Source organism: Enterobacter sp. RHBSTW-00318, assembly GCF_014101375.1.
In the GTDB taxonomy this organism is placed as follows: Bacteria; Pseudomonadota; Gammaproteobacteria; order Enterobacterales; family Enterobacteriaceae; genus Enterobacter; species Enterobacter ludwigii.
In genome coordinates, this window is record NZ_JABXQH010000001.1 from 3056210 (window position 1) to 3078121 (window position 21912).

A 21912-nucleotide genomic window follows, 5' to 3' on the forward strand; every position below is an offset into this window, starting at 1 on the left:
AAAAGATATAATAATTTGGCGGCTTTCGTGTCTCCTCCAGACGACATTTCGTCGTGTTTATCAGCAGGTTGTAGGGTCTAAGATACCGCTCAACAACATAATTTCCTTTTATCTTAAAATGTTGCGCGATGTAAAAGTTCTGCGTGTCAAGTTGGCACGTTACGTGCAATAATATACGTGTAGATGCTCATTCCATCTCTTATGTTCGCCTTAGTGCCTCATAAACTCAGGAATGACGCAGAGCCATTTACGGTGCTTATCGTCCACTGACAGATGTCGCTTCGGCCTCATCAGACACCATGGGCATAACGTTGAGTGAAGCACCAAATATGTTGTCTTACAGACCTGTTTTAACGCCTGCTTTTATAGCAGGCGTTTTTTTATGCCTTATTCCCGGTAAACGTACATGATCAGGGCGACCAGTATCAGAGCGGCTGACGAAACGCTGTAAAGCGCTTGTATGGAGCCAAACCCTGCCGCCGCCATCGCGGCAATACCGGTGAAAAGCGAGGCACTGAGCGTTTGCCAGCGCCAGACTTTACTGCTGGCCGAAGCCATGTGCGTGGTTTGAAAACTGCTGAGTACGGCAAACGTGCCGGCCGCAAAGAGAACATTTGAGGCCAGGTGTGCGACAAATATCATCCCCAGCGCGCATGCCATCCACCCGGACAACAGCGGGAGCATCCCATACGCGGCAAGGAAGATGCCGAGACACAGTAAAATCCGTGGCGTGCGTGCTGCAAAACGCGTCAGGCTGTCTCTTTTTAGCAGCAGGGGACCGCAAAGTTGTCCCATGCTCCTTGCAAAAAGCAGTGGCAAAGCAAGGCTGGCCGCATCCTGAGGATGGATCTGCTGTGCCATTGCCGGAAGAAGTGCCATGGCCGGTGAACCGACGGCGGCCAGCGCAGGCAAAATCAGCAAACTGCGTTTCTGCCGGATGGTCAACATCTGCCAGCGTAAAGCCGCAGGCGCTTTCTCTTCAGTGGGGACTGCCAGTGTGGGCGCTAAATATACACGACCCGCCAGCCAGAGCATGAACAGCGATCCGAGAAAGCTGGTGGCATCAATGGCCAGCAAGGCGAGGATGGCGATCTTCTGGAAAAGTACCATCCCCAGCCCGGTGCCTAACAAAACCTGAGCGGCAAAAATCACATTCTCGAGGCAGGTTGCGGCAGGCAGTTCTGCTTCTCTGAGTCCGCGTTTAAAGAGCAGCGTCAGGGCAGGCCAGCTCATTCCGCTGAGCAGTGCTTCGGTGGACTGCACGGCCAGTAACGCAGGGATACTGTGATAGTGCACGCCGAGCAGGGGAAAGAGCAGGGCCAGTAAGCCAAGCCCCTCGGTGAGTATCAACAGGGGTATCGGAGAATAGCGCGCGCACAGCTTTTCACTGATGAGGCTGCCGACAAAACCAGGTAACGTGGCGAAAAGAAAGGCGAGGGTAAGCAGCGCGGGCGGGGCGGACCATGCTAACAGTAAGCCGAAGACCACCACCTGGGTTACGCCATTTCCCAGTGATGTAAAGATAAAGGCACAGGCCAGCAGGCGCAGCCAGCGGTGGCAGCGCAGCGCTTCAATAAGCGCGTACAAAAGGGAGTTCATGACGATTTCCTTTCAAAAACGATTCAGTCCACGCGGCACTCGTCGCGTGTATGGAAAAAAGTTAATGAAAAGACGTCGTTACATTGGCGGGTTCGTTTTAGATGATGTGGTAAAGAATGTAGCAGGCGAAGGGGAATAAAAAAAGGAGGCCGTCTGGCCTCCTTGTTATTTATTGCTGGCTGCCATTATTTTGCAGCGTTAATAACAGCCCATCGCGGCGCATGGCGGCAGCCTCTTCCGGCTTGTGCTGCTTGTCCAGCGAATCGGCAAGCCACGCGTAGTCAAATGCGTCCGGGCGCTGTTTCAGCGCTGCACGGAAGGCGAGACTCGCTTCCTGCCATTCACCGTGCTTCATCAGCGACTGGCCCAGCGTACTCCACAGCAGTGGACGGTCGCCGACGGCTTTAATCTGCTGACGCAGCATTTTTTCAATTTGCTCAGGGTTATTGGTTTTCAGACGCGGGATCACCATAACCAGGCGATCGTCATACTGTCGCTTCAGTCCGTCGAGGAGGATCTCCTGCGCCGTGTCATGATCGTCACATTCAATCAGATGTTCTGCCATCGCAACCTGCAACGGAACCTGCTGACGCGTTTTCCGGCTCTGATTCTTCCACCAGGTTTTCAGACCATCGCTGCCGAGATCGGCACGCGCCTGATCCATCAGGCCAATCCATGCCAGACGCTGAAGTTCATCACGATGTTCATCATCACCGACGTCGGCTTTGGCCATCGACGGAATGATATCCAGCAGTGAACCCCAGGCACCGGTGCGAATATAGGCCTGCTCGGCAAGACGCAGCACTTCCGGGTGGCGTGGCGAGACTTCCAGCAGACGGTCGATACCGTGACGCGCGGCGTGGTTTTCGTTGCGGGCCAGCTGCAGGCGAACGCGGGTGATCTCAACGGGAATCGGGTCTTTCGGAGAAAGTTCTGACGCGCGTTCCAGATGCTGGTTGGCGCGGGCTTCGTCACCGCGCTGTTGCGCTGCCTCGGCGGCCAGCAGATAGTTCACCACCGGCTGTTCGGCATGGTCAGCATTTTTCGACATCAGCTTTTCAACCTGCTGATAGTCACCCTCGGCCAGCTTAAGCAGTGCCTGCTCAGTCTGCTTACGGGCGCGGCGGCGTTTACGGCCAACGAACCAGCCACGCGTATGCGCACCGGTACGGAAAATTCGGCGCAGGATCCACTCAACCGCAAGGAGCACCACCACACCGAGGATCAGAATGATCACCAGACCCGTTACGCTGGTTTCGATGTTGTAGTTATCGGTCTGGATCAGGACGTAACCCTGATGACCGGCAAGCATCGGCCCCAGGACGATCCCGGCGATCAGCAGGATGAAGAGTAAGAGTACTTTAAGCATCATTACTCTCCTTGTGGCGCGCTTTCAGGCGCTGGCGCGGCGGCAGGGGCCTGGGCGTGAGGTTCTGCCGGAACGCCCGGCTGCGCCAGCAGGTTGCGCACGCGCGTCTGCATCAGCTTCTCCAGAATCGGCTGGCTTTCCAGCTTATCCGGCACGTTCATGGTGATGTTCTGCTGGCTCAGTTTATCAATGTCATCGAGGAAAGCCGTGGTCGTGGCATCATCGGTATTGTAGTAAGCACGTACCCATGTCGAGACGTTATCAAGCGCCTGTTTGTAAGTTTCTTCCTGATGACGCGGCACGGCCTGAGCCGCCACCAGCAGGCGGGAGCGAATGTTTTCGCGCAGATAAATGTCCTGATTCGGCGCTAACAGCGGAACGGCGGTTTCGTCGCGGCGGCGGATAGTAATGAAGCTATCCATAAAGTTCTGCCAGCTTTTTTGCAGGTTCACGCGCCATTCGCTCAGGGAGCTGGAAAGCTCGGTGCCGTCAGAATCCATCGGGGAGTCATCGTCGTTGTTATCCGCCAGCTGCAGGTTATCAATCTGGTTTGAAAGCTGATTGACCTTCAGGATGATGCCATCGTAGTCCACCTGCGAAACGGCAGAGAGGCTGGCGATATCTTCGGTAATGGCACGACGCGCGGTAATGAGGCTCGGATCGTTCATGTCTGCCAGGCTCGCATCAGCGCTTTTCAACAGCGCGGCGGCGGTGGTGACGTCCTGATCGCTCCAGAGCTTACGTCCGGCCAGCTTCACCAGGAAATCGGCCTGCGAGAGCAGCCAGGTTTTGGCATCGGTACCGGAAATCGTGGCGACTTTCTGCTGCACGTCGTCCAGCTGTTTGGTCAGCTCTTCCTGTTTGCTGTTCGCCTCAGCGAGCGCCGCGGACTGCTGTTTAATCACCGTTTCCAGTTCAGTTTTCTGCGTCTCCTGCGCTTTTTGCAGGGCGGTAAGCTGATTGACCAGCGTGTCGTTGGTCGCCGTCTGGCTGGAACCTTGCTGTTTCACCAGGCCATAGAGGCCAACGCCTGCGGCCAGCGCAATGGCGATGGCTATCGCGCTCAGCGCGAGGCTGGTTTTATTGCTGCCGTTCTTCTTCTCAACGGTTTTCTCAGTCGTTTCTGACTGCGGCGTGATGTCCACAGTCTCCCTGGTCTCTTCAACCACGGCGGAGGATTTATCGTGTTCCGTCATTATGGCTTCCCATTATGAGAGTTATTGTAATGCGCGCAGCAGCGCATCGTTGTCAGCGTTATCAGCGATCCGAATATCTTGCCAGCCCAGTTCCCGGGCCTGGTTCGCCAGACGCTCACTGACGACCAGAAGCCGGCAGTGGAGTAACCAGTTTTCACGATACCAAAGGGGCACCAGCGACCAGAGCTGCTGCAGCATTTCACCGCTGGTCACCACCAGGGTCGTAATGCCGCGCATATGCCAGCGCATCGCCTCTTCCGCACCATCGTAATGTTTTGCACAACGCTGATAGCATTCGCAGAACGTGACCTCAGCCCCGCGTTCCCGCAGCGTTTCGCCCAACAGTTCGCGCCCGCCGTTACCGCGTAAAATGAGTGCACGCTTTCCGGCAATAGTTTGTAATTCAGGTAATTGTAGCAAGACTTCGCTGATTTCCCGATCTAACGGGTAACGAACGTCTGTTCCGCTTACGGTATGCAACGCCAGTGCCGTTGTACGACCAATCGCAAAATAGTGAGGGGCGGTTGGCCAGTTAAGCCCCTGCTGTTGCAGCTGTGCCTGGGCAAATTCTACCGCATGTTGCGACAGCGCAAACAGCAAGTCGCCCTGCTGGAGGGTATTCATATGGTCGGCAAGCGCGGACAGCTCTCGACCGGGGGAGAATTCAATGAGCGGAAAACTCCAGGCCACCTGCCCCAGTGCGCGCAGACGGCTCACTAACTGCTCTCCTGCGGGAGAAGGGCGGGTGACAAGAATACTCATGCAGGGGGTTCTCCATTATAAACCTCAGCCAGGATCTCGCGGGCGCCGTTATCCAGCAGCTCTTCTGCCAGCGACACGCCAAGCTGTTCGGCATCTTGCGCTTTACCGCGACGTTCACCGCGGACCATCTGTGAACCGTCCGGTGCGCCAACCAGCGCTCGCAGCCACAGTTCACCGTTAATTAATTCAGCATAGCTGCCAATCGGCACCTGACACCCTCCTTCGAGGCGGGTGTTCATGGCGCGCTCGGCGTTAACCCGGATAGCTGTCTCGTCATGGTTCAGCGGGGCAAGCAGCGCGCGGGTACGCACATCATCCAGACGGCATTCAATGCCGACGGCCCCCTGACCCACAGCCGGCAGCGACAGCTCAGGCGGCAACGCGACGCGAATGCGCGACGTCAGCCCCAGGCGCTTCAGACCCGCAACCGCGAGGATAATGGCATCGTAATCGCCGTTATCCAGCTTGCTCAGACGCGTACCAACGTTACCGCGCAGCGAACGAATGATCAGGTCCGGACGACGTTCTGCCAGCTGACACTGACGACGTAAACTGGACGTGCCAACCACGCTGCCTTCTGGCAACGCATCGAGCGAATCATAGTGATTGGAGACAAACGCATCGCGCGGATCTTCACGCTCGCAAATGGTCACCAGCCCCAGCCCTTCCGGGAACTCGACGGGCACATCTTTCATCGAATGTACGGCGATATCGGCGCGGTTCTCAAGCAATGCCAGTTCCAGTTCTTTGACAAACAGGCCCTTGCCGCCCACTTTAGCCAGTGGCGTATCAAGGATCACGTCACCGCGCGTGACCATCGGCACCAGCTCGACGCACAATCCACTGTGGCAGGCTTCAAGGCGCTGCTTAACATAATGTGCCTGCCAGAGCGCAAGAGGGCTTTGGCGTGTGGCAATTCTCAAAACATTGTCTAACATGCTTGTTACCGTCATTATCAATCGCTAACCATCCTAACATTGTTGACTCTGGGATGGCAGTTTTACGGTGATGAAGAAGAGAGGGACAGGGCGGGGTTCTCGTCAGCCACAGCCGTATTAAGGAATTTACACGTACAGAACGGTGCTACACTGTATGTAGCGCATCTTTCTTTACGGTCAACCGGCAAGGTGTTAAATTGATCACGTTTTAGACCATTTTTTCGTCGGTACCACCATAATGATAAGGGCGAAAAAAGGTAACGGTTCTCTTTTTGTAATACTGCGGGTCCGCTGTTATTTCTGTTTTGAATAGCGTGCGACACCCGGAAACATCAGGCGATACGTCTTGTACCTCTATATTGAGACTCTGAAACAGAGACTGGATGCCATAAACCAACTGCGTGTCGATCGCGCGCTTGCTGCTATGGGCCCTGCTTTCCAGCAGGTATACAGTCTTCTGCCGACATTATTGCACTATCACCATCCGCTGATGCCTGGCTACCTTGACGGTAACGTTCCCAGAGGCATCTGTCTTTTCACGCCTGATGAAACCCAACAACACTACCTGACCGAACTTGAACTCTACCGTGGCATGCCGCCGCAGGAATCACCGAAAGGTGAACTGCCGATTACAGGCGTTTACACCATGGGCAGTACCTCCTCGGTTGGGCAAAGCTGTTCTTCGGACCTGGACATCTGGGTCTGTCATCAGTCCTGGCTCGATAACGACGAGCGTCAGCTGCTGCAGCGAAAGTGCAGCCTGCTGGAAAGCTGGGCCGCGTCGCTTGGCGTAGAAGTCAGTTTCTTCCTGATTGATGAAAACCGTTTCCGTCATAACGAAAGTGGCAGTCTGGGTGGTGAAGACTGCGGCTCAACTCAGCACATCTTACTGCTGGACGAGTTTTACCGTACTGCCGTACGCCTGGCCGGTAAGCGTATTCTGTGGAATATGGTGCCGTGCGACGAAGAAGAGCATTACGACGATTACGTAATGTCGTTGTACTCCCAGGGTGTGCTGACACCAAATGAATGGCTGGATCTGGGTGGCCTCAGTTCGCTTTCCGCCGAAGAGTACTTTGGCGCGAGCCTCTGGCAGCTCTATAAAAGCATTGATTCGCCGTATAAGGCCGTGCTGAAAACCCTGCTGCTGGAAGCCTATTCCTGGGAATACCCCACGCCGCGTTTGCTGGCGAAAGATATCAAGCAGCGTCTGCACGACGGAGAAATTGTCTCTTACGGGCTGGATGCTTACTGCATGATGCTTGAACGCGTCACCGAATACCTGAAAGCCATTGATGACACCACGCGTCTCGATCTGGTGCGTCGATGTTTCTACCTCAAAGTCTGTGAAAAACTCAGCCGCGAACGCGCATGCGTGGGCTGGCGTCGTGAAGTGGTCAGTCAGTTGGTGAAAGAGTGGGGATGGGACGAAGAACGTCTGTCGATGCTTGATAACCGCGCCAACTGGAAAATCGATCAGGTGCGTGAAGCGCACAACGAACTGCTCGATGCCATGATGCAAAGCTACCGCAACCTTATCCGCTTTGCGCGTCGTAACAATCTCAGCGTTTCCGCCAGCCCGCAGGACATCGGGGTGTTGACGCGTAAACTGTATGCGGCGTTTGAAGCATTGCCGGGTAAAGTCACGCTGGTTAACCCGCAGATTTCACCGGACCTGTCAGAACCGAACCTGACCTTTATCTATGTGCCGCCGGGCCGCGCAAACCGCACCGGGTGGTACCTGTACAACCGTGCGCCAAGCATGGACTCGATCATCAGCCATCAGCCGCTGGAATATAACCGCTACCTGAACAAGCTGGTAGCCTGGGCCTGGTTCAACGGCCTGCTGACCTCGCGTACCCGGCTGTTTATCAAAGGCAACGAGGTTGTCGATTTAGCCAAACTGCAGGAGATGGTGGCGGATGTCTCCCACCACTTCCCGCTGCGTCTGCCGGCGCCGACGCCAAAAGCGCTCTACAGCCCGTGTGAAATTCGCCATCTGGCGATCATCGTCAACCTGGAATATGACCCGACGGCGGCCTTCCGCAATCAGGTGGTCCATTTTGATTTCCGCAAGCTGGATGTCTTTAGCTTTGGCGAGCAGCAAAACTGCCTGGTGGGCAGCGTAGACCTGCTGTACCGCAACTCGTGGAACGAAGTGCGTACTCTGCACTTCAACGGCGAGCAGGCGATGATCGAAGCGCTGAAAACGATTCTCGGCAAGATGCACCAGGACGCTGCGCCGCCGGACAGCGTTGAGGTGTTCTGCTATAGCCAGCATCTGCGCGGTCTGATCCGTACCCGCGTGCAGCAGCTGGTTTCAGAGTGCATCGAACTGCGCCTCTCCAGTACCCGTCAGGAAACCGGTCGCTTTAAAGCGCTGCGCGTCTCCGGACAGACCTGGGGCCTGTTCTTCGAGCGCCTGAATGTTTCAGTACAGAAGCTGGAAAACGCCATCGAGTTCTACGGCGCCATTTCGCACAACAAGCTGCATGGCCTGTCAGTGCAGGTGGAAACCAACCACGTGAAACTGCCACAGGTCGTGGATGGCTTTGCGAGCGAAGGGATTATTCAGTTCTTCTTTGAAGAGTCGGGTGACGACGCCGGTTTCAACATCTACATCCTGGATGAGACGAACCGTGCTGAGGTTTATCACCACTGTGAAGGCAGTAAAGAGGAACTGGTGCGCGACGTCAGCCGCTTCTATTCGTCCTCACATGACCGCTTTACCTACGGCTCCAGCTTCATCAACTTTAACCTGCCGCAGTTCTACCAGATTGTGAATGTAGACGGACGTTCGCAGGTGATTCCGTTCCGTACGCAGGCCGTTACGCCAGCGGTTCCCGCCAGCCAGGACACTACCCCGCTGTTGCAGCAGTATTTCTCCTGACAGTTTTTGCCCGGTATGCAGCGCACCACCGGGCAAAACAGACTCAACGAAAACGCACGTCTTCGCCTGCCTGCGCGGTCGCCGCCTGTTCCAGCAGATCCCAGAACGTTTCGCCGCTACGGTCACACACCCATTCGCCCTCTTTCAGATCGAAATGATAGCCACCCTGTTTGGCGGCCAGCCAGACCTGGTGAAGCGGCTCCTGGCGGTTAATAATAATTTTGCTGCCGTTTTCGAAGCTCAGGGTCAGAATGCCGCCGTTGATCTCACAATCGATATCGCTGTCGCCGTCCCAGTCGTCAAGCCGCTCTTCGATGGTCATCCATAAGGTGTCTGCAAGGCGATGGAATTCACTGTCGTTCATGGTTTTGTTCCTGTTTTTCGTGATGCCGGCAGTATAACGCTAAATAATTCCCGTTGCAGGAAAGCGGCAAACTCTTGCTTTTGTGTCTTCTCCTGCGATGATAGAAACAGATTTGAACTTACGGGCAACTTTATAATGAAAAATGTTTTCCGAACGCTTGCCGTTCTCATCACGCTGTTTAGTCTGACGGGCTGTGGACTGAAGGGACCGCTTTACTTCCCGCCAGCGGATAAAACGGCGCCGCCGCCGACGAAACCTGTGCAAAGCGGTATTGAGTCTTCCACACCAGACACGAACGATCGTGGCAATAATGGTGGTCCGACTCAGGTTAATCTCTGACGATTACGTTCTGTACCCGCGCAATGGAGCGAATGATGCAGTTCTCTAAGATGCATGGCCTTGGCAACGATTTTATGGTCGTCGACGCGGTAACGCAGAATGTCTTTTTCTCCCCGGAACTGATCCGCCGCCTGGCGGATCGGCATCTGGGCGTGGGGTTCGATCAGCTGCTGGTGGTTGAGCCGCCGTACGATCCTGACCTCGATTTCCACTACCGTATTTTTAACGCTGACGGCAGTGAAGTCTCCCAGTGCGGCAACGGTGCGCGCTGTTTTGCCCGCTTTGTCCGCCTGAAAGGGCTGACGAACAAGCGCGATATCCGCGTCAGTACCGCGAATGGTCGCATGGTGCTCAGCGTCACCGATGACGATCTGGTTCGCGTGAATATGGGCGAGCCGAACTTTGAACCTTCCGCCGTGCCGTTTCGCGCAAACAAAGCGGAAAAGACCTATATTATGCGTGCGGCAGAGCAGACAGTATTGTGTGGCGTCGTCTCGATGGGAAACCCGCACTGCGTGATTCAGGTTGATGATGTGGAGACCGCCGCCGTTGAAACCCTCGGCCCGGTGCTGGAAAGCCATGAACGCTTCCCGGAACGCGCGAACATTGGTTTTATGCAGGTGGTGAAGCGTGAACACATCCGTCTGCGGGTGTATGAACGCGGCGCGGGCGAAACTCAGGCCTGCGGAAGTGGTGCCTGCGCGGCAGTGGCCGTCGGCATCGCTCAGGGGTTACTGGCAGAAGAGGTTCGCGTGGAGTTACCAGGCGGTCGTCTTGATATCGCCTGGAAAGGACCGGGTCATCCGCTGTTTATGACTGGCCCGGCGGTACATGTCTATGACGGGTTTATCCATCTATGAAGCAACCAGGGGAAGAACTGCAGGAAACGGTGACGGAACTGGACGACAGTGCTGTTGTTGATTATCTGCTGAACAATCCCGCGTTTTTTATTCGCAATGCACGTCTTGTCGAACAGATGCGCGTGCCGCATCCGGTGCGCGGGACCGTGTCGCTGGTCGAATGGCACATGGCTCGCGCGCGCAACCACATCAATCAGCTTGAAGAGAACATGACGCTGCTCATGGAACAGGCGAACAATAACGAAAGCCTGTTCTATCGACTGCTGCATCTGCAGGCGCGTCTGGCCTCGGCCCACAGCCTTGACGAGTTTCTCAGCCGTTTCCACCGCTGGGCGCGAGAACTGGGGCTTGCAGGCGCAACCCTTCGTCTCTTCCCCGACCGCTGGCGCATTGGTGCACCGTCTGGTTTCACCCATCTGGCGCTGAGCCGTCAGGCGTTTGAGCCGCTACGTATTCAGCGCCTGGGTCATCAACATCACTATCTGGGGCCGCTGAACGGACCAGAATTGCTGGTGGTATTGCCAGAAGCCAAAGCGATTGGCTCGGTGGCCATGTCATTGATGGGGCGCGATGGCGACTTAGGCGTGATGTTATTTACCAGTCGCGACGCGCATCACTATGAGCAGGGGCAAGGTACGCACCTGTTGCAGGAGATCGCCCTGATGCTGCCTGAGCTGCTGGAGCGCTGGATTGAGCGCGTATGACGGACGGACTTCTTGCCACTGACGTCGCGCGCTTTCTGCGCTACCTGGGAGTTGAACGTCAGCTTAGCCCCATAACGCTGCTGAACTATCAGCGTCAGCTTGATGCCATCATGCAGATTGCCGATGAAATCGGCCTGAAAAGCTGGCAACAATGTGACGCTGCGACGGTTCGTGGCGTCGTCGTGCGTAGCCGCAGGAAAGGGTTAGGCCCGGCGAGTCTGGCGCTCAGGCTCTCTGCCCTGCGCAGTTTCTTCGACTGGCTGGTGAGCCAGGGCAGCCTTAAAGCCAATCCGGCGAAAGGCATTGCCACGCCAAAAGCACCGCGTCATCTGCCTAAAAATATCGACGTCGATGATGTCAATCGCCTGCTGGATATCGATCTTAACGATCCGCTGGCGGTGCGTGACCGCGCGATGCTGGAGGTGATGTACGGTGCCGGACTGCGTCTGTCTGAACTGGTCAATCTCGATATAAAACATCTCGATCTGGACACCGGCGAAGTGTGGGTGATGGGCAAGGGCAGCAAAGAGCGCCGCCTGCCGATTGGTCGCAATGCTGTCGCCTGGATTGAGCACTGGCTTGACCTGCGCGGGCTGTTTGGCGCGGAAGAAGATGCGCTGTTCCTGTCGAAACTCGGCAAGCGGATCTCGGCGCGTAACGTGCAGAAGCGTTTTGCGGAGTGGGGCATTAAACAGGGGCTGAACAGCCATGTTCACCCGCACAAGCTGCGCCACTCTTTTGCGACCCACATGCTTGAATCAAGCGGCGATCTGCGCGGCGTGCAGGAACTGCTCGGCCACGCGAATTTGTCCACCACCCAAATTTATACCCACTTAGACTTCCAGCACCTTGCCTCGGTGTATGACGCGGCGCATCCACGCGCCAAACGGGGGAAATAATGCGTTTTTACCGCCCACTGGGTCAGATTTCAGCCCTTACCTTTGACCTTGATGACACCCTTTATGATAACCGCCAGGTGATCCTGCGTACCGAGCAGGAGTCGCTGGCGTTTGTGCAGAACTATCACCCGGCGCTGAAGACGATGCAGAACAAGGACTTCCAGCAGCTGCGTCAGTCCCTGCGGGAGACCGAGCCGGACATTTACCATGACGTGACCGAATGGCGTCGACGTGCGGTTGAACAGGCGATGCTGAATGTTGGCATGAGCGCGCGTGATGCGGCGATAGGGGCTGAAGCGTCCATGGAAAACTTCGCCAAATGGCGCAGCCGTATTGATGTGCCACAGGAGACCCACGATACGCTGGCCGCGCTGGCAGAGAAGTGGCCGCTGGTGGCGATTACCAATGGCAATGCCCAGCCTGAGCTGTTTGGTCTTGGCGATTATTTTGAGTTTGTGCTGCGCGCGGGCCCGCACGGGCGCTCGAAACCGTTTAACGATATGTATCACCTGGCGGCGGAAAAACTGAACCTGCCGCTCGGCGAAATGTTGCATGTGGGTGATGACCTGACCACGGACGTGGCCGGGGCGATCCGCTGCGGCATGCAGGCCTGCTGGATCAAGCCGGAAAACGCTGACCTGATGACAACGCCGGACAGCCGTCTTCTGCCGCACGTGGAAATTTCACGGTTGGCATCCCTCACGACGCTGATATAATCATCAATTGTTCTGTATAAATTAACAGGGTTTTGGCGAAGGAATCACATTCGCCTGCCTGACATTACGTGACGGTGCCAATGGACGTTTCTTACCTGCTCGACAGCCTTAATGACAAACAGCGTGACGCGGTTGCCGCTTCGCGCACCAACATGCTGGTGCTGGCTGGGGCGGGCAGTGGTAAGACGCGCGTGCTGGTACACCGTATTGCGTGGCTGCAGAGCGTGGAAAACTGCTCGCCGTACTCCATTATGGCGGTGACGTTTACCAACAAGGCGGCGGCAGAGATGCGCCACCGAATCGCACAGCTGATGGGCACCAGCCAGGGCGGCATGTGGGTGGGGACTTTCCACGGTCTGGCGCATCGCCTGCTGCGGGCGCACCATATGGACGCTAACCTGCCGCAGGATTTCCAGATCCTCGACAGCGAAGATCAGCTGCGTCTGCTGAAGCGTCTTATCAAGGCGATGAATCTCGACGAGAAGCAGTGGCCGCCGCGTCAGGCAATGTGGTACATCAACGGGCAGAAAGACGAAGGGCTGCGTCCGCACCATATTCAGAGCTTCGGCAACCCGGTCGAGCAAACCTGGCAGAACGTTTATAAAGCCTACCAGGAGGCGTGCGATCGCGCAGGTCTGGTGGACTTTGCTGAGCTGCTGCTGCGTGCGCACGAGCTGTGGCTCAACAAACCGCATATCCTGCAGCACTATCGTGAACGCTTCACCAATATTCTGGTGGACGAATTCCAGGATACCAACAACATCCAGTATGCATGGATCCGCCTGCTGGCCGGTGATACCGGCAAGGTGATGATCGTTGGTGATGACGATCAGTCTATCTATGGCTGGCGTGGGGCGCAGGTGGAAAACATTCAGCGCTTCCTCAATGATTTCCCCGGTGCTCAGACCATCCGTCTGGAGCAGAACTACCGTTCGACCAGCAACATTCTGAGCGCCGCCAACGCCCTGATTGAGAACAACAACGGGCGTCTCGGTAAAAAGCTGTGGACCGATGGCGTTGACGGTGAACCGATCTCTATCTACTGCGCATTCAACGAACTTGATGAAGCGCGCTTTGTGGTGAACCGTATTAAAACCTGGCAGGACAACGGCGGCGCGCTGGAGCAGTGTGCCATTCTCTATCGCAGCAACGCCCAGTCGCGCGTGCTGGAAGAGGCGTTGCTGCAGGTGAGTATGCCGTACCGTATTTACGGCGGCATGCGCTTCTTCGAACGTCAGGAGATCAAAGACGCACTCTCGTATCTGCGTCTGATCGCAAACCGTAATGACGATGCGGCGTTTGAGCGCGTGGTGAACACCCCAACTCGCGGCATCGGTGACCGTACCCTGGACGTGGTGCGTCAGGCCTCCCGCGATCGCCAGCTGACACTCTGGCAGGCGTGCCGCGAGCTGTTGCAGGAGAAAGCGCTCGCCGGACGTGCAGCCAGCGCCTTACAACGCTTCCTGGAGCTGATTGATGCCCTGGCACAGGAAACGGCCGATATGCCTCTGCACGTTCAGACCGACCGGGTGATTAAAGACTCCGGCCTGCGCACTATGTATGAGCAGGAGAAAGGCGAAAAGGGCCAGACCCGTATTGAGAACTTAGAGGAACTGGTGACGGCAACGCGCCAGTTCAGCTACAACGAAGAAGACGAAGATTTGATGCCGCTGCAGGCGTTCCTCTCCCACGCGGCGCTGGAAGCGGGCGAAGGGCAGGCAGACACCTGGCAGGATGCGGTTCAACTTATGACCCTGCACTCCGCCAAAGGTCTGGAGTTCCCGCAGGTGTTTATCGTCGGGATGGAAGAGGGGATGTTCCCGAGCCAGATGTCGCTGGATGAAGGTGGGCGTCTGGAGGAGGAGCGTCGTCTGGCCTATGTTGGCGTGACGCGCGCGATGCAAAAGCTGACGCTGACCTATGCCGAAACCCGACGCCTGTACGGTAAAGAGGTGTATCACCGTCCGTCGCGCTTTATCGGCGAACTGCCGGAAGAGTGCGTGGAAGAGGTGCGCCTGCGCGCCAGTATCAGCCGCCCGGTCAGCCATCAGCGTATGGGCTCGCCGATTGCTGAAACGGACACCGGCTACAAGCTGGGTCAGCGCGTGCGTCATGCTAAGTTTGGTGAAGGCACCATCGTCAATCTGGAAGGTAGCGGCGAGCACAGCCGCCTGCAGGTGGCGTTCCAGGGGCAAGGTATCAAATGGCTGGTGGCAGCCTACGCCAGGCTGGAAACTGTGTAACTTTCAGAAAAATATCATTATTTTGTAATAATCTGCTAGCCTTATACGCTGAAGGTCAATTAATGCCCTTCAGCGTTCCGTTGCGTGTTGACGCCACTATTACTGCTGGCGTAACATGCGCGCACGATTACGCTAAGAGGACATTCGCCTTGGACACACCCAGTAGATACTGGCTCAATTCCCTGTCATCCAGGAACAACTCCTAAGGCTATCTCCTCTTGCTGATGGCCTTAGTGGTTGTCAGCGACCTGCATTATTCCCGTCGCGCTGAGTCAGGCTGTTTAATGGTCTGAAACCCAATTTGTTTCTGTGTGCCCACCGAACTGTCCGATATTTTTTGCATTGGGAGTCCCGGTCATGTTGAGCGCATTTCAACTCGAAAATAACCGACTGACTCGGCTTGAAGCCGAAGAGTCACAGCCCCTCATTGATGCCGTATGGGTGGATCTGGTCGAGCCGGACGACGATGAGCGCCTTCGCGTACAATCTGAGCTGGGGCAAAGCCTGGCAACCCGCCCGGAACTGGAAGACATCGAAGCATCTGCTCGTTTTTTTGAAGATGAAGACGGTCTGCATATTCACTCCTTCTTCTTCTTTGAAGACGCCGACGATCACGCAGGTAACTCCACCGTGGCGTTTACCATTCGTGACGGTCGCCTGTTTACCCTGCGCGAGCGTGAGCTGCCCGCGTTTCGTCTCTACCGCATGCGCGCCCGTAGCCAGGCGATGGTCGACGGTAATGCCTACGAACTGCTGCTGGACCTGTTTGAAACCAAAATCGAACAGCTGGCGGATGAAATTGAAAACATCTACAGCGACCTGGAAAAGCTGAGCCGCGTCATCATGGAAGGTCATCAGGGCGATGAATACGACGAAGCGCTCTCGACGCTGGCAGAACTGGAAGATATCGGCTGGAAGGTGCGTTTGTGTCTGATGGATACCCAGCGCGCGCTGAACTTCCTGGTGCGTAAGGCGCGTCTGCCGGGCGGTCAGCTGGAGCAGGCGCGTGAGATCCTGCGCGATATCGAATCCCTGCTGCCGCACAATGAATCGTTGTTCCAGAAGGTCAACTTCCTGATGCAGGCGGCGATGGGCTTTATCAATATCGAGCAGAACCGCATCATCAAGATCTTCTCGGTGGTCTCGGTGGTCTTCCTGCCACCAACGCTGGTGGCCTCGAGCTACGGGATGAACTTTGAGTTTATGCCGGAGCTTAAGTGGAGCTTTGGCTACCCTGGCGCGATTATCTTTATGATCCTCGCCGGGCTGGCGCCGTACCTCTACTTCAAGCGCCGTAACTGGCTGTAAACTTCAGGCGGGTGGCGTTGTGCCTGCCCGCCTCATCACCGTTTACAATCCTTTGCGCGTTCTGCGCTGGGTATAAAGGGCGTCTGCAACAAAAATCGCCAGCGCCACCCAGATAAAGGCAAACGTCACCATCTTATCTGCACCCGGTACTTCGCCGTAAAACACCACTGCCAGCAGGAACATCAGCGTCGGACCGATGTACTGAAAGAAGCCCAGCGTGGAGAGACGCAGGCGCGTTGCGGCACCGGTGAAGCACAGCAGAGGAATGGTGGTTACCACACCGGCCGCCATCAGCATCAGATTCAACGACAACGGGTTACTGCCCATATGGCTGGTTGCGCTGTCGGCAATACCAAACAGGTAAATCGCCGCGACCGGCAATAGCCACAGGGTTTCAAACAGCATCCCGGTCTGCGCTTCAACGGCTATTTTCTTCCGGACCAGCCCGTAAAACGCAAAGCTGAATGCCAGGCCCAGAGCGATCACGGGCAGCGAACCGAAGGTCCACAGTTGGACCAGCACGCCGCAAAAAGCGAGGATGACCGCCAGCCACTGCATGCGACGGAAGCGCTCGCCCAGGAAAATCATGCCCAGAACAATGTTGACCAGGGGATTAATAAAATAGCCCAGGCTCGCTTCGAGCATGTGATGGTTATTGACTGCCCAGATAAAGAGCAGCCAGTTGCCGCCTATCAGCACGGCTGAGAGGGCCAGCAGGAACACCTTTTTCGGCGTTTTCAGCAGCGTTTTGACGCCAGACCACTGACGGCTGACGCTCATCAGCGCGATCATAAAGAAAAACGACCAAATCACACGGTGTGTGAGGATCTCGTCAGCGGGTACGTAAGCGATAAACTTGAAGTACGCCGGTGCGATACCCCAAATAAAATAAGCGGCAAGGGCGAGTAGTACGCCCTGCCGCGTTTGTTTAGCATCCATCGGGATAATCCGTTACAAAAAAGTGAATTAATTTTACCCGATTTTAGGGTTTCAACCCACCATATAAGTGGCAGTTGCGCTGGCGATATAGACCTGCTCTTCGTTATGCAATTCAACGCGGGCGACGGCGACCTTATTCCCCGCGCGCAGCAGGCTGCTGGTGGCGGTAAAACGGTTTCCGCGCCCGGGACGCAGGTAATCGACGCGTAAATCGATGGTGCCCATACGCGACAAACGCTGGCGCAACTCGTCTTCATTGATGGTGTCATGGCGCGTCAGCGTACTGCCCACACAGACCAGGCCCGCCGCCACATCCAGCGCTGAGGCAATCACCCCGCCGTGCAAAATACTCTGCGCCCAGTTGCCTACCATCATCGGCTGGTTGTTGAAGCTGAGCTGGGCAAACGCTTTCTCGTAGCGCTCGAGTTCCAGACCCAGTGCACGGTTAAACGGCATATGGTAAACAAAAATCTCGCCCACGAGTTTTAACGCTTCTTCGGCGGTAAGCATGGCTGACATGAGGCATCACATCCTTATTGTTAATAAAATGTTGATTTTATGCTTCAGCAATAAGGAATTCCACTTTCAGAAACGAGGATGCAGCAGTTGTCGCAGAAGTATGTAGAATATCCGCCACATAACAATTCAACTAATTAACTCTTTGCAGGAGAACACCACCGATGCGGACGTATCTGGCCTGGTTACTGGCGGCGGTTGCGCTGCCCCTCACAGCATATGCCCAGGAAGCGACGATTAAAGAAGTTCACGATCAACCTGCCGTGCAGGGCAGCATTATCGCGAACCTTCTTCAGGAACATGATAATCCGTTCACGCTGTATCCGTATGACACCAACTACGTGATATACACGCAGACCAGCGATCTCAACAAAGAGGCGATAAGCTCCTATAACTGGTCCGATAATGCGCGTAAAGACGAAGTGAAGTTCCAGTTAAGTCTCGCGTTCCCGTTCTGGCGCGGCATTCTGGGACCGAATTCAGTGCTCGGCGCCTCTTACACGCAGAAATCCTGGTGGCAGCTTTCCAACAGTGGCGAATCTTCACCGTTCCGTGAAACCAACTATGAGCCGCAGCTGTTCCTCGGTTTTGCGACCGATTATGAATTCGCGGGCTGGACGCTGCGTGACATTGAGGTGGGCTTTAACCACGATTCAAACGGACGCTCCGACCCTACCTCGCGCAGCTGGAACCGTGCCTATACGCGACTGATGGCGCAAAACGGCAACTGGATGGCTGAAGTGAAGCCGTGGTTTGTGGTGGGCGATACCGACGACAACCCGGATATCACCAAATATATGGGTTACTATCAGCTCAAAATCGGCTATCAGTTGGGTGACGCGGTGCTGAGCGCCAAAGGCCAGTACAACTGGAACACCGGTTACGGTGGCGCGGAACTGGGCCTCAGTTATCCGGTGAGCAAGCACGTTCGCCTCTATACTCAGGTTTACAGCGGTTACGGCGAGTCGCTTATCGATTACAACTTCAACCAGACCCGTGTAGGTGTGGGCGTGATGCTGAACGATATTTTCTAGGCAGCTCGAATGTTTTTTCGTTAAACGTTGAAGTTTCTCTCTCAGGCGCTGAAAATAGCGCCTGTTTTATTTCTGGCAAATGGGGTTAACGTGGCGCAGGCGGAAGTATTGAATCAGGAATCGCTGGCTAAACAGGTTTTGCATGAAACCTTTGGCTACCAGCAGTTCCGCCCTGGCCAGGAAACCATCATTGAAACCGTGCTGGAAGGCCGCGATTGTCTGGTGGTCATGCCTACCGGCGGCGGTAAATCCCTCTGCTATCAGGTGCCCGCGCTGGTGCTCAACGGCCTGACGGTCGTGGTATCGCCTCTTATTTCCCTGATGAAAGATCAGGTCGATCAGCTCCTTGCCAACGGCGTGGCGGCGGCCTGTCTTAACTCCAGCCAGACCCGCGAGCAGCAGCAAGAGGTCATGGCCGGTTGCCGTACCGGGCAGGTTCGCCTGCTGTATATCGCGCCGGAACGTCTGATGCTGGATAACTTCCTCGATCATCTGTCGCACTGGAATCCGGTCCTGCTGGCGGTGGATGAAGCCCACTGTATCTCCCAGTGGGGACATGATTTCCGCCCGGAATATGCGGCGCTCGGCCAGCTCCGTCAGCGTTTTCCCGAACTGCCGTTTATGGCGCTCACCGCGACGGCAGATGACACCACGCGTCAGGATATCGTCCGGCTGCTGGGGCTGAACGATCCGCTGATTCAGGTCAGCAGCTTCGACCGCCCGAACATCCGCTACATGCTGATGGAAAAATTCAAGCCGCTGGATCAGCTTCTGCGCTACGTGCAGGAGCAGCGCGGGAAGTCCGGCATCATCTACTGCAACAGCCGCGCGAAGGTGGAAGACACGGCCGCGCGCCTGCAGAACCGTGGTTTTAGCGCCGCCGCCTACCATGCCGGGCTGGAAAACGCGGTTCGCGCCGATGTGCAGGAGAAATTCCAGCGCGATGATCTGCAGATTGTGGTGGCGACGGTGGCGTTCGGAATGGGGATCAACAAGCCGAACGTGCGCTTCGTCGTACACTTCGACATTCCGCGCAATATCGAATCGTACTACCAGGAAACTGGCCGCGCCGGGCGTGATGGACTGCCTGCAGAAGCCATGCTGTTTTACGATCCGGCCGACATGGCGTGGCTGCGCCGTTGTCTGGAAGAGAAACCGCAGGGCCAACTGCAGGATATCGAACGCCACAAGCTCAACGCGATGGGCGCGTTTGCCGAAGCGCAAACCTGCCGCCGTCTGGTGCTGCTCAACTACTTTGGCGAGGGGCGTCAGGAGCCGTGCGGCAACTGCGATATCTGTCTTGACCCACCAAAGCAATACGATGGCCTGATGGATGCGCGCAAAGCGCTCTCGACCATCTATCGTGTGAACCAGCGCTTCGGCATGGGCTACGTGGTGGAAGTGTTGCGTGGGGCGAATAACCAGCGTATCCGCGACATGGGACACGATAAGCTGCCCGTCTACGGTATCGGCAAAGACCAGAGCCACGAGCACTGGGTGAGCATCATCCGTCAGCTGATTCACCTGGGCTTTGCCACGCAAAACATTGCCCAACATTCCGCGCTTCAGCTTACCGAAGCGGCACGTCCGGTGCTGCGCGGGGATATCGAACTGAAGCTCGCGGTTCCGCGCGTTGTCGCCCTGAAGCCGCGGGTGATGCAAAAATCGTACGGCGGCAATTACGACCGCAAGCTGTTTGCCAAACTGCGCAAGCTGCGTAAAGCCATTGCTGATGAAGAGAACATTCCGCCCTACGTGGTCTTCAACGATGCGACGCTTATCGAGATGGCAGAGCAGACGCCGCTCAGCGCCAGCGAAATGCTCAGCGTCAACGGTGTTGGCACGCGCAAGCTGGAGCGCTTTGGCAAAGAGTTTATGGCGCTTATCCGCGCTCATGTCGACGGTGACGATGAGGAGTAGTCAGCCAGCCTAAAAAATGTCAGGATGGTGACTCACTTAATTATTTCCCTGCGAGTTAATTATGTTAATGCTATTTCTTACCGTGGCGTTAGTGCACATCGTTGCGCTCATGAGCCCGGGCCCTGACTTTTTCTTCGTGTCACAAACCGCCGTCAGCCGCTCCCGCAAAGAAGCGATGATGGGGGTGCTGGGTATCACCATGGGCGTTATGGTCTGGGCGGCCGTGGCGCTGCTTGGTCTGAACCTGATTCTGGCGAAGATGGCCTGGTTGCACAACATCATCATGGTTGGCGGGGGGCTTTACCTTTGCTGGATGGGCTACCAGATGCTGCGCGGGGCGTTGAAGAAAGAAGAGAAAAAGCCGGAAGAACCGAAAGTTGAGCTGGCAACGGGCGGCCGGAGTTTTATTAAAGGGCTGCTCACCAACCTGGCGAACCCAAAAGCGATTATCTATTTCGGCTCCGTGTTCTCCCTGTTTGTGGGTGACAACGTGGGGGCGGGTGCGCGTTGGGGCATTTTCCTGCTGATCGTGGTGGAAACTTTTGCGTGGTTTACCGTGGTTGCCAGCCTGTTTGCCTTACCGGCGATGCGCCGCGGTTACCAGCGTATTGCGAAGTGGATTGACGGCTTCGCCGGCGCGTTGTTCGCCGGCTTTGGCATTCATCTCATCATTTCTCGCTAAGCATGACGCGCTGACGCAAGCAGCGCGCCTACCAGCATAAACAGCGAACCAAAGACTTTGTTCAGGGCCTTCATCTGCTTAGGCCCTTTAATCCACACCGCAATCCGCTGCGCCAGCGTCGCGTAACCAATCATCACGATGATATCGACAACAATGGTGGTCGCACCCAGCACCACGTACTGCATGACCTGTGGCTGATGCGGGACGATAAACTGCGGGAACAGCGCGGCGAGGAAAACAATACTTTTCGGGTTGGTCAGGTTCACAAACACCGCGCGTTTAAACAGGCGTCCGCGTGTTTGCGTCTGGGCGAGCGTATTAAGATCAATTGAGCCTGCTGCACGCCACTGCTGAATACCGAGCCAAATCAGGTACGCGGCACCGGCCCATTTCAGCACATCAAAGGCCAGTACCGAGCGGGAGAACAGCGTACCCAGACCAATGCCCACCAGCACGATATGAATGCCCAGACCGGTCTGCAAACCGGCAATGGATGCCGCGGCACCGCGATAGCCGTGGTTGATGGAGGTGGTCATGGTGTTAATGGCGCCTGAACCTGGGGAAAGGCTAAGGATGATGGATGTCAGCAGATAAGCGAACCACCACTCGAAGGTCATTTGAAACTCCCGAATTG

21 protein-coding genes are annotated in these 21912 nt (G+C 56.0%); 12 read left to right on the top strand and 9 right to left on the bottom strand.

Annotation, left to right across the window (positions count from 1 at the left end; translation table 11 throughout):
* Positions 1 to 387: 387 nt before the first annotated feature.
* The 5 genes from HV157_RS15150 to hemC all read right to left on the bottom strand — a co-directional run bounded on the left by HV157_RS15150 (position 388) and on the right by hemC (position 5864).
* A complete protein-coding gene (locus HV157_RS15150) occupies positions 388 to 1599 on the bottom strand; it encodes an MFS transporter (RefSeq protein WP_182268684.1) in 1212 nt (403 codons plus the stop codon).
* 169 nt (positions 1600 to 1768) lie between these two features.
* On the bottom strand, positions 1769 to 2968 hold the full coding sequence (gene hemY / locus HV157_RS15155; RefSeq protein WP_032680089.1) for a protoheme IX biogenesis protein HemY: 1200 nt from the start codon (positions 2966 to 2968) through the stop codon (positions 1769 to 1771).
* A 2-nt stretch (positions 2969 to 2970) separates the two neighbouring features.
* Positions 2971 to 4164: a uroporphyrinogen-III C-methyltransferase gene (gene hemX, locus HV157_RS15160; RefSeq protein ID WP_014172141.1), complete on the bottom strand. Its 1194-nt coding sequence runs from the start codon at positions 4162 to 4164 to the stop codon at positions 2971 to 2973.
* A 21-nt stretch (positions 4165 to 4185) separates the two neighbouring features.
* A complete protein-coding gene (hemD, locus tag HV157_RS15165; protein ID WP_014172140.1) occupies positions 4186 to 4926 on the bottom strand; it encodes a uroporphyrinogen-III synthase in 741 nt (246 codons plus the stop codon).
* The gene (gene hemC, locus HV157_RS15170; RefSeq protein WP_049021997.1) at positions 4923 to 5864 is read right to left on the bottom strand and encodes a hydroxymethylbilane synthase; all 942 of its coding nucleotides are present in this window, start codon (positions 5862 to 5864) and stop codon (positions 4923 to 4925) included. Before hemC ends, hemD begins: the two co-directional genes overlap by 4 nt.
* Before the next feature lie 346 nt (positions 5865 to 6210).
* On the opposite strand from hemC, the gene cyaA reads away from it, so the two are divergent.
* Entirely contained in the window at positions 6211 to 8754 is a 2544-nt protein-coding gene (gene cyaA / locus HV157_RS15175; protein WP_014172138.1) for a class I adenylate cyclase, read from the top strand.
* A gap of 43 nt (positions 8755 to 8797) precedes the next feature.
* Here the strand turns inward: cyaA and cyaY are convergent, their stop codons facing one another.
* Positions 8798 to 9118, bottom strand: a complete 321-nt coding sequence (gene cyaY / locus HV157_RS15180) for an iron donor protein CyaY (RefSeq protein WP_014172137.1) — start codon at positions 9116 to 9118, stop codon at positions 8798 to 8800.
* A gap of 135 nt (positions 9119 to 9253) precedes the next feature.
* Here cyaY and HV157_RS15185 point away from each other — a divergent pair, with 135 nt between their 5' ends.
* From HV157_RS15185 to corA, 8 genes are all read left to right on the top strand, one after another.
* Entirely contained in the window at positions 9254 to 9457 is a 204-nt protein-coding gene (locus HV157_RS15185) for a lipoprotein (RefSeq protein ID WP_025202779.1), read from the top strand.
* 35 nt (positions 9458 to 9492) lie between these two features.
* A complete protein-coding gene (dapF, locus tag HV157_RS15190) occupies positions 9493 to 10317 on the top strand; it encodes a diaminopimelate epimerase (RefSeq protein ID WP_020882883.1) in 825 nt (274 codons plus the stop codon).
* Positions 10314 to 11021: a DUF484 domain-containing protein gene (locus tag HV157_RS15195; protein ID WP_014172135.1), complete on the top strand. Its 708-nt coding sequence runs from the start codon at positions 10314 to 10316 to the stop codon at positions 11019 to 11021. The genes dapF and HV157_RS15195 overlap by 4 nt, the downstream gene beginning before the upstream one ends.
* A complete protein-coding gene (xerC, locus tag HV157_RS15200) occupies positions 11018 to 11920 on the top strand; it encodes a tyrosine recombinase XerC (RefSeq protein WP_014172134.1) in 903 nt (300 codons plus the stop codon). Before HV157_RS15195 ends, xerC begins: the two co-directional genes overlap by 4 nt.
* Positions 11920 to 12636, top strand: a complete 717-nt coding sequence (gene yigB / locus HV157_RS15205) for a 5-amino-6-(5-phospho-D-ribitylamino)uracil phosphatase YigB (RefSeq protein WP_014172133.1) — start codon at positions 11920 to 11922, stop codon at positions 12634 to 12636. The genes xerC and yigB overlap by 1 nt, the downstream gene beginning before the upstream one ends.
* Before the next feature lie 80 nt (positions 12637 to 12716).
* Complete coding sequence (gene uvrD, locus HV157_RS15210; RefSeq protein WP_020882882.1) at positions 12717 to 14879, top strand: DNA helicase II; 2163 nt, start codon at positions 12717 to 12719, stop codon at positions 14877 to 14879.
* Positions 14880 to 15028: 149 nt separating this feature from the next.
* Entirely contained in the window at positions 15029 to 15085 is a 57-nt protein-coding gene (ysgD, locus tag HV157_RS26090) for a YsgD/CorL family protein (protein ID WP_212743980.1), read from the top strand.
* 151 nt (positions 15086 to 15236) lie between these two features.
* Positions 15237 to 16187 (top strand): magnesium/cobalt transporter CorA, encoded by a 951-nt coding sequence (gene corA, locus HV157_RS15215; RefSeq protein ID WP_020882881.1) that lies wholly within the window; start codon positions 15237 to 15239, stop codon positions 16185 to 16187.
* A 42-nt stretch (positions 16188 to 16229) separates the two neighbouring features.
* On the opposite strand, the gene rarD is transcribed toward corA, so the two are convergent.
* Positions 16230 to 17126, bottom strand: coding sequence for an EamA family transporter RarD (gene rarD / locus HV157_RS15220; RefSeq protein WP_014172130.1), 897 nt, complete (start codon positions 17124 to 17126; stop codon positions 16230 to 16232).
* A 51-nt stretch (positions 17127 to 17177) separates the two neighbouring features.
* Complete coding sequence (gene yigI, locus HV157_RS15225) at positions 17178 to 17645, bottom strand: acyl-CoA thioesterase YigI (protein WP_014172129.1); 468 nt, start codon at positions 17643 to 17645, stop codon at positions 17178 to 17180.
* 161 nt (positions 17646 to 17806) lie between these two features.
* Here yigI and pldA point away from each other — a divergent pair, with 161 nt between their 5' ends.
* From pldA to rhtC, 3 genes are all read left to right on the top strand, one after another.
* Positions 17807 to 18676: a phospholipase A gene (pldA, locus tag HV157_RS15230; protein ID WP_020882880.1), complete on the top strand. Its 870-nt coding sequence runs from the start codon at positions 17807 to 17809 to the stop codon at positions 18674 to 18676.
* Between the two features lie 90 nt (positions 18677 to 18766).
* A complete protein-coding gene (gene recQ / locus HV157_RS15235) occupies positions 18767 to 20596 on the top strand; it encodes an ATP-dependent DNA helicase RecQ (RefSeq protein WP_025202782.1) in 1830 nt (609 codons plus the stop codon).
* Between the two features lie 61 nt (positions 20597 to 20657).
* Positions 20658 to 21278: a threonine export protein RhtC gene (gene rhtC / locus HV157_RS15240; RefSeq protein WP_014172126.1), complete on the top strand. Its 621-nt coding sequence runs from the start codon at positions 20658 to 20660 to the stop codon at positions 21276 to 21278.
* Here the strand turns inward: rhtC and rhtB are convergent.
* Positions 21275 to 21895, bottom strand: coding sequence for a homoserine/homoserine lactone efflux protein (rhtB, locus tag HV157_RS15245; protein ID WP_032679213.1), 621 nt, complete (start codon positions 21893 to 21895; stop codon positions 21275 to 21277). The two genes, rhtC and rhtB, sit on opposite strands and share 4 nt — an antisense overlap.
* Positions 21896 to 21912 lie beyond the last annotated feature (17 nt).

Coding starts and splice junctions, on each gene's coding strand:
- HV157_RS15150 (WP_182268684.1), bottom strand. CDS start 1,599: ATGAACTCCCTTTTGTACGCGCTTATTGAAGCGCTGCGCTGCCACCGC.
- hemY (WP_032680089.1), bottom strand. CDS start 2,968: ATGCTTAAAGTACTCTTACTCTTCATCCTGCTGATCGCCGGGATCGTC.
- hemX (WP_014172141.1), bottom strand. CDS start 4,164: ATGACGGAACACGATAAATCCTCCGCCGTGGTTGAAGAGACCAGGGAG.
- hemD (WP_014172140.1), bottom strand. CDS start 4,926: ATGAGTATTCTTGTCACCCGCCCTTCTCCCGCAGGAGAGCAGTTAGTG.
- hemC (WP_049021997.1), bottom strand. CDS start 5,864: ATGTTAGACAATGTTTTGAGAATTGCCACACGCCAAAGCCCTCTTGCG.
- cyaY (WP_014172137.1), bottom strand. CDS start 9,118: ATGAACGACAGTGAATTCCATCGCCTTGCAGACACCTTATGGATGACC.
- HV157_RS15185 (WP_025202779.1), top strand. CDS start 9,254: ATGAAAAATGTTTTCCGAACGCTTGCCGTTCTCATCACGCTGTTTAGT.
- dapF (WP_020882883.1), top strand. CDS start 9,493: ATGCAGTTCTCTAAGATGCATGGCCTTGGCAACGATTTTATGGTCGTC.
- HV157_RS15195 (WP_014172135.1), top strand. CDS start 10,314: ATGAAGCAACCAGGGGAAGAACTGCAGGAAACGGTGACGGAACTGGAC.
- xerC (WP_014172134.1), top strand. CDS start 11,018: ATGACGGACGGACTTCTTGCCACTGACGTCGCGCGCTTTCTGCGCTAC.
- yigB (WP_014172133.1), top strand. CDS start 11,920: ATGCGTTTTTACCGCCCACTGGGTCAGATTTCAGCCCTTACCTTTGAC.
- uvrD (WP_020882882.1), top strand. CDS start 12,717: ATGGACGTTTCTTACCTGCTCGACAGCCTTAATGACAAACAGCGTGAC.
- corA (WP_020882881.1), top strand. CDS start 15,237: ATGTTGAGCGCATTTCAACTCGAAAATAACCGACTGACTCGGCTTGAA.
- rarD (WP_014172130.1), bottom strand. CDS start 17,126: ATGGATGCTAAACAAACGCGGCAGGGCGTACTACTCGCCCTTGCCGCT.
- yigI (WP_014172129.1), bottom strand. CDS start 17,645: ATGTCAGCCATGCTTACCGCCGAAGAAGCGTTAAAACTCGTGGGCGAG.
- pldA (WP_020882880.1), top strand. CDS start 17,807: ATGCGGACGTATCTGGCCTGGTTACTGGCGGCGGTTGCGCTGCCCCTC.
- rhtC (WP_014172126.1), top strand. CDS start 20,658: ATGTTAATGCTATTTCTTACCGTGGCGTTAGTGCACATCGTTGCGCTC.
- rhtB (WP_032679213.1), bottom strand. CDS start 21,895: ATGACCTTCGAGTGGTGGTTCGCTTATCTGCTGACATCCATCATCCTT.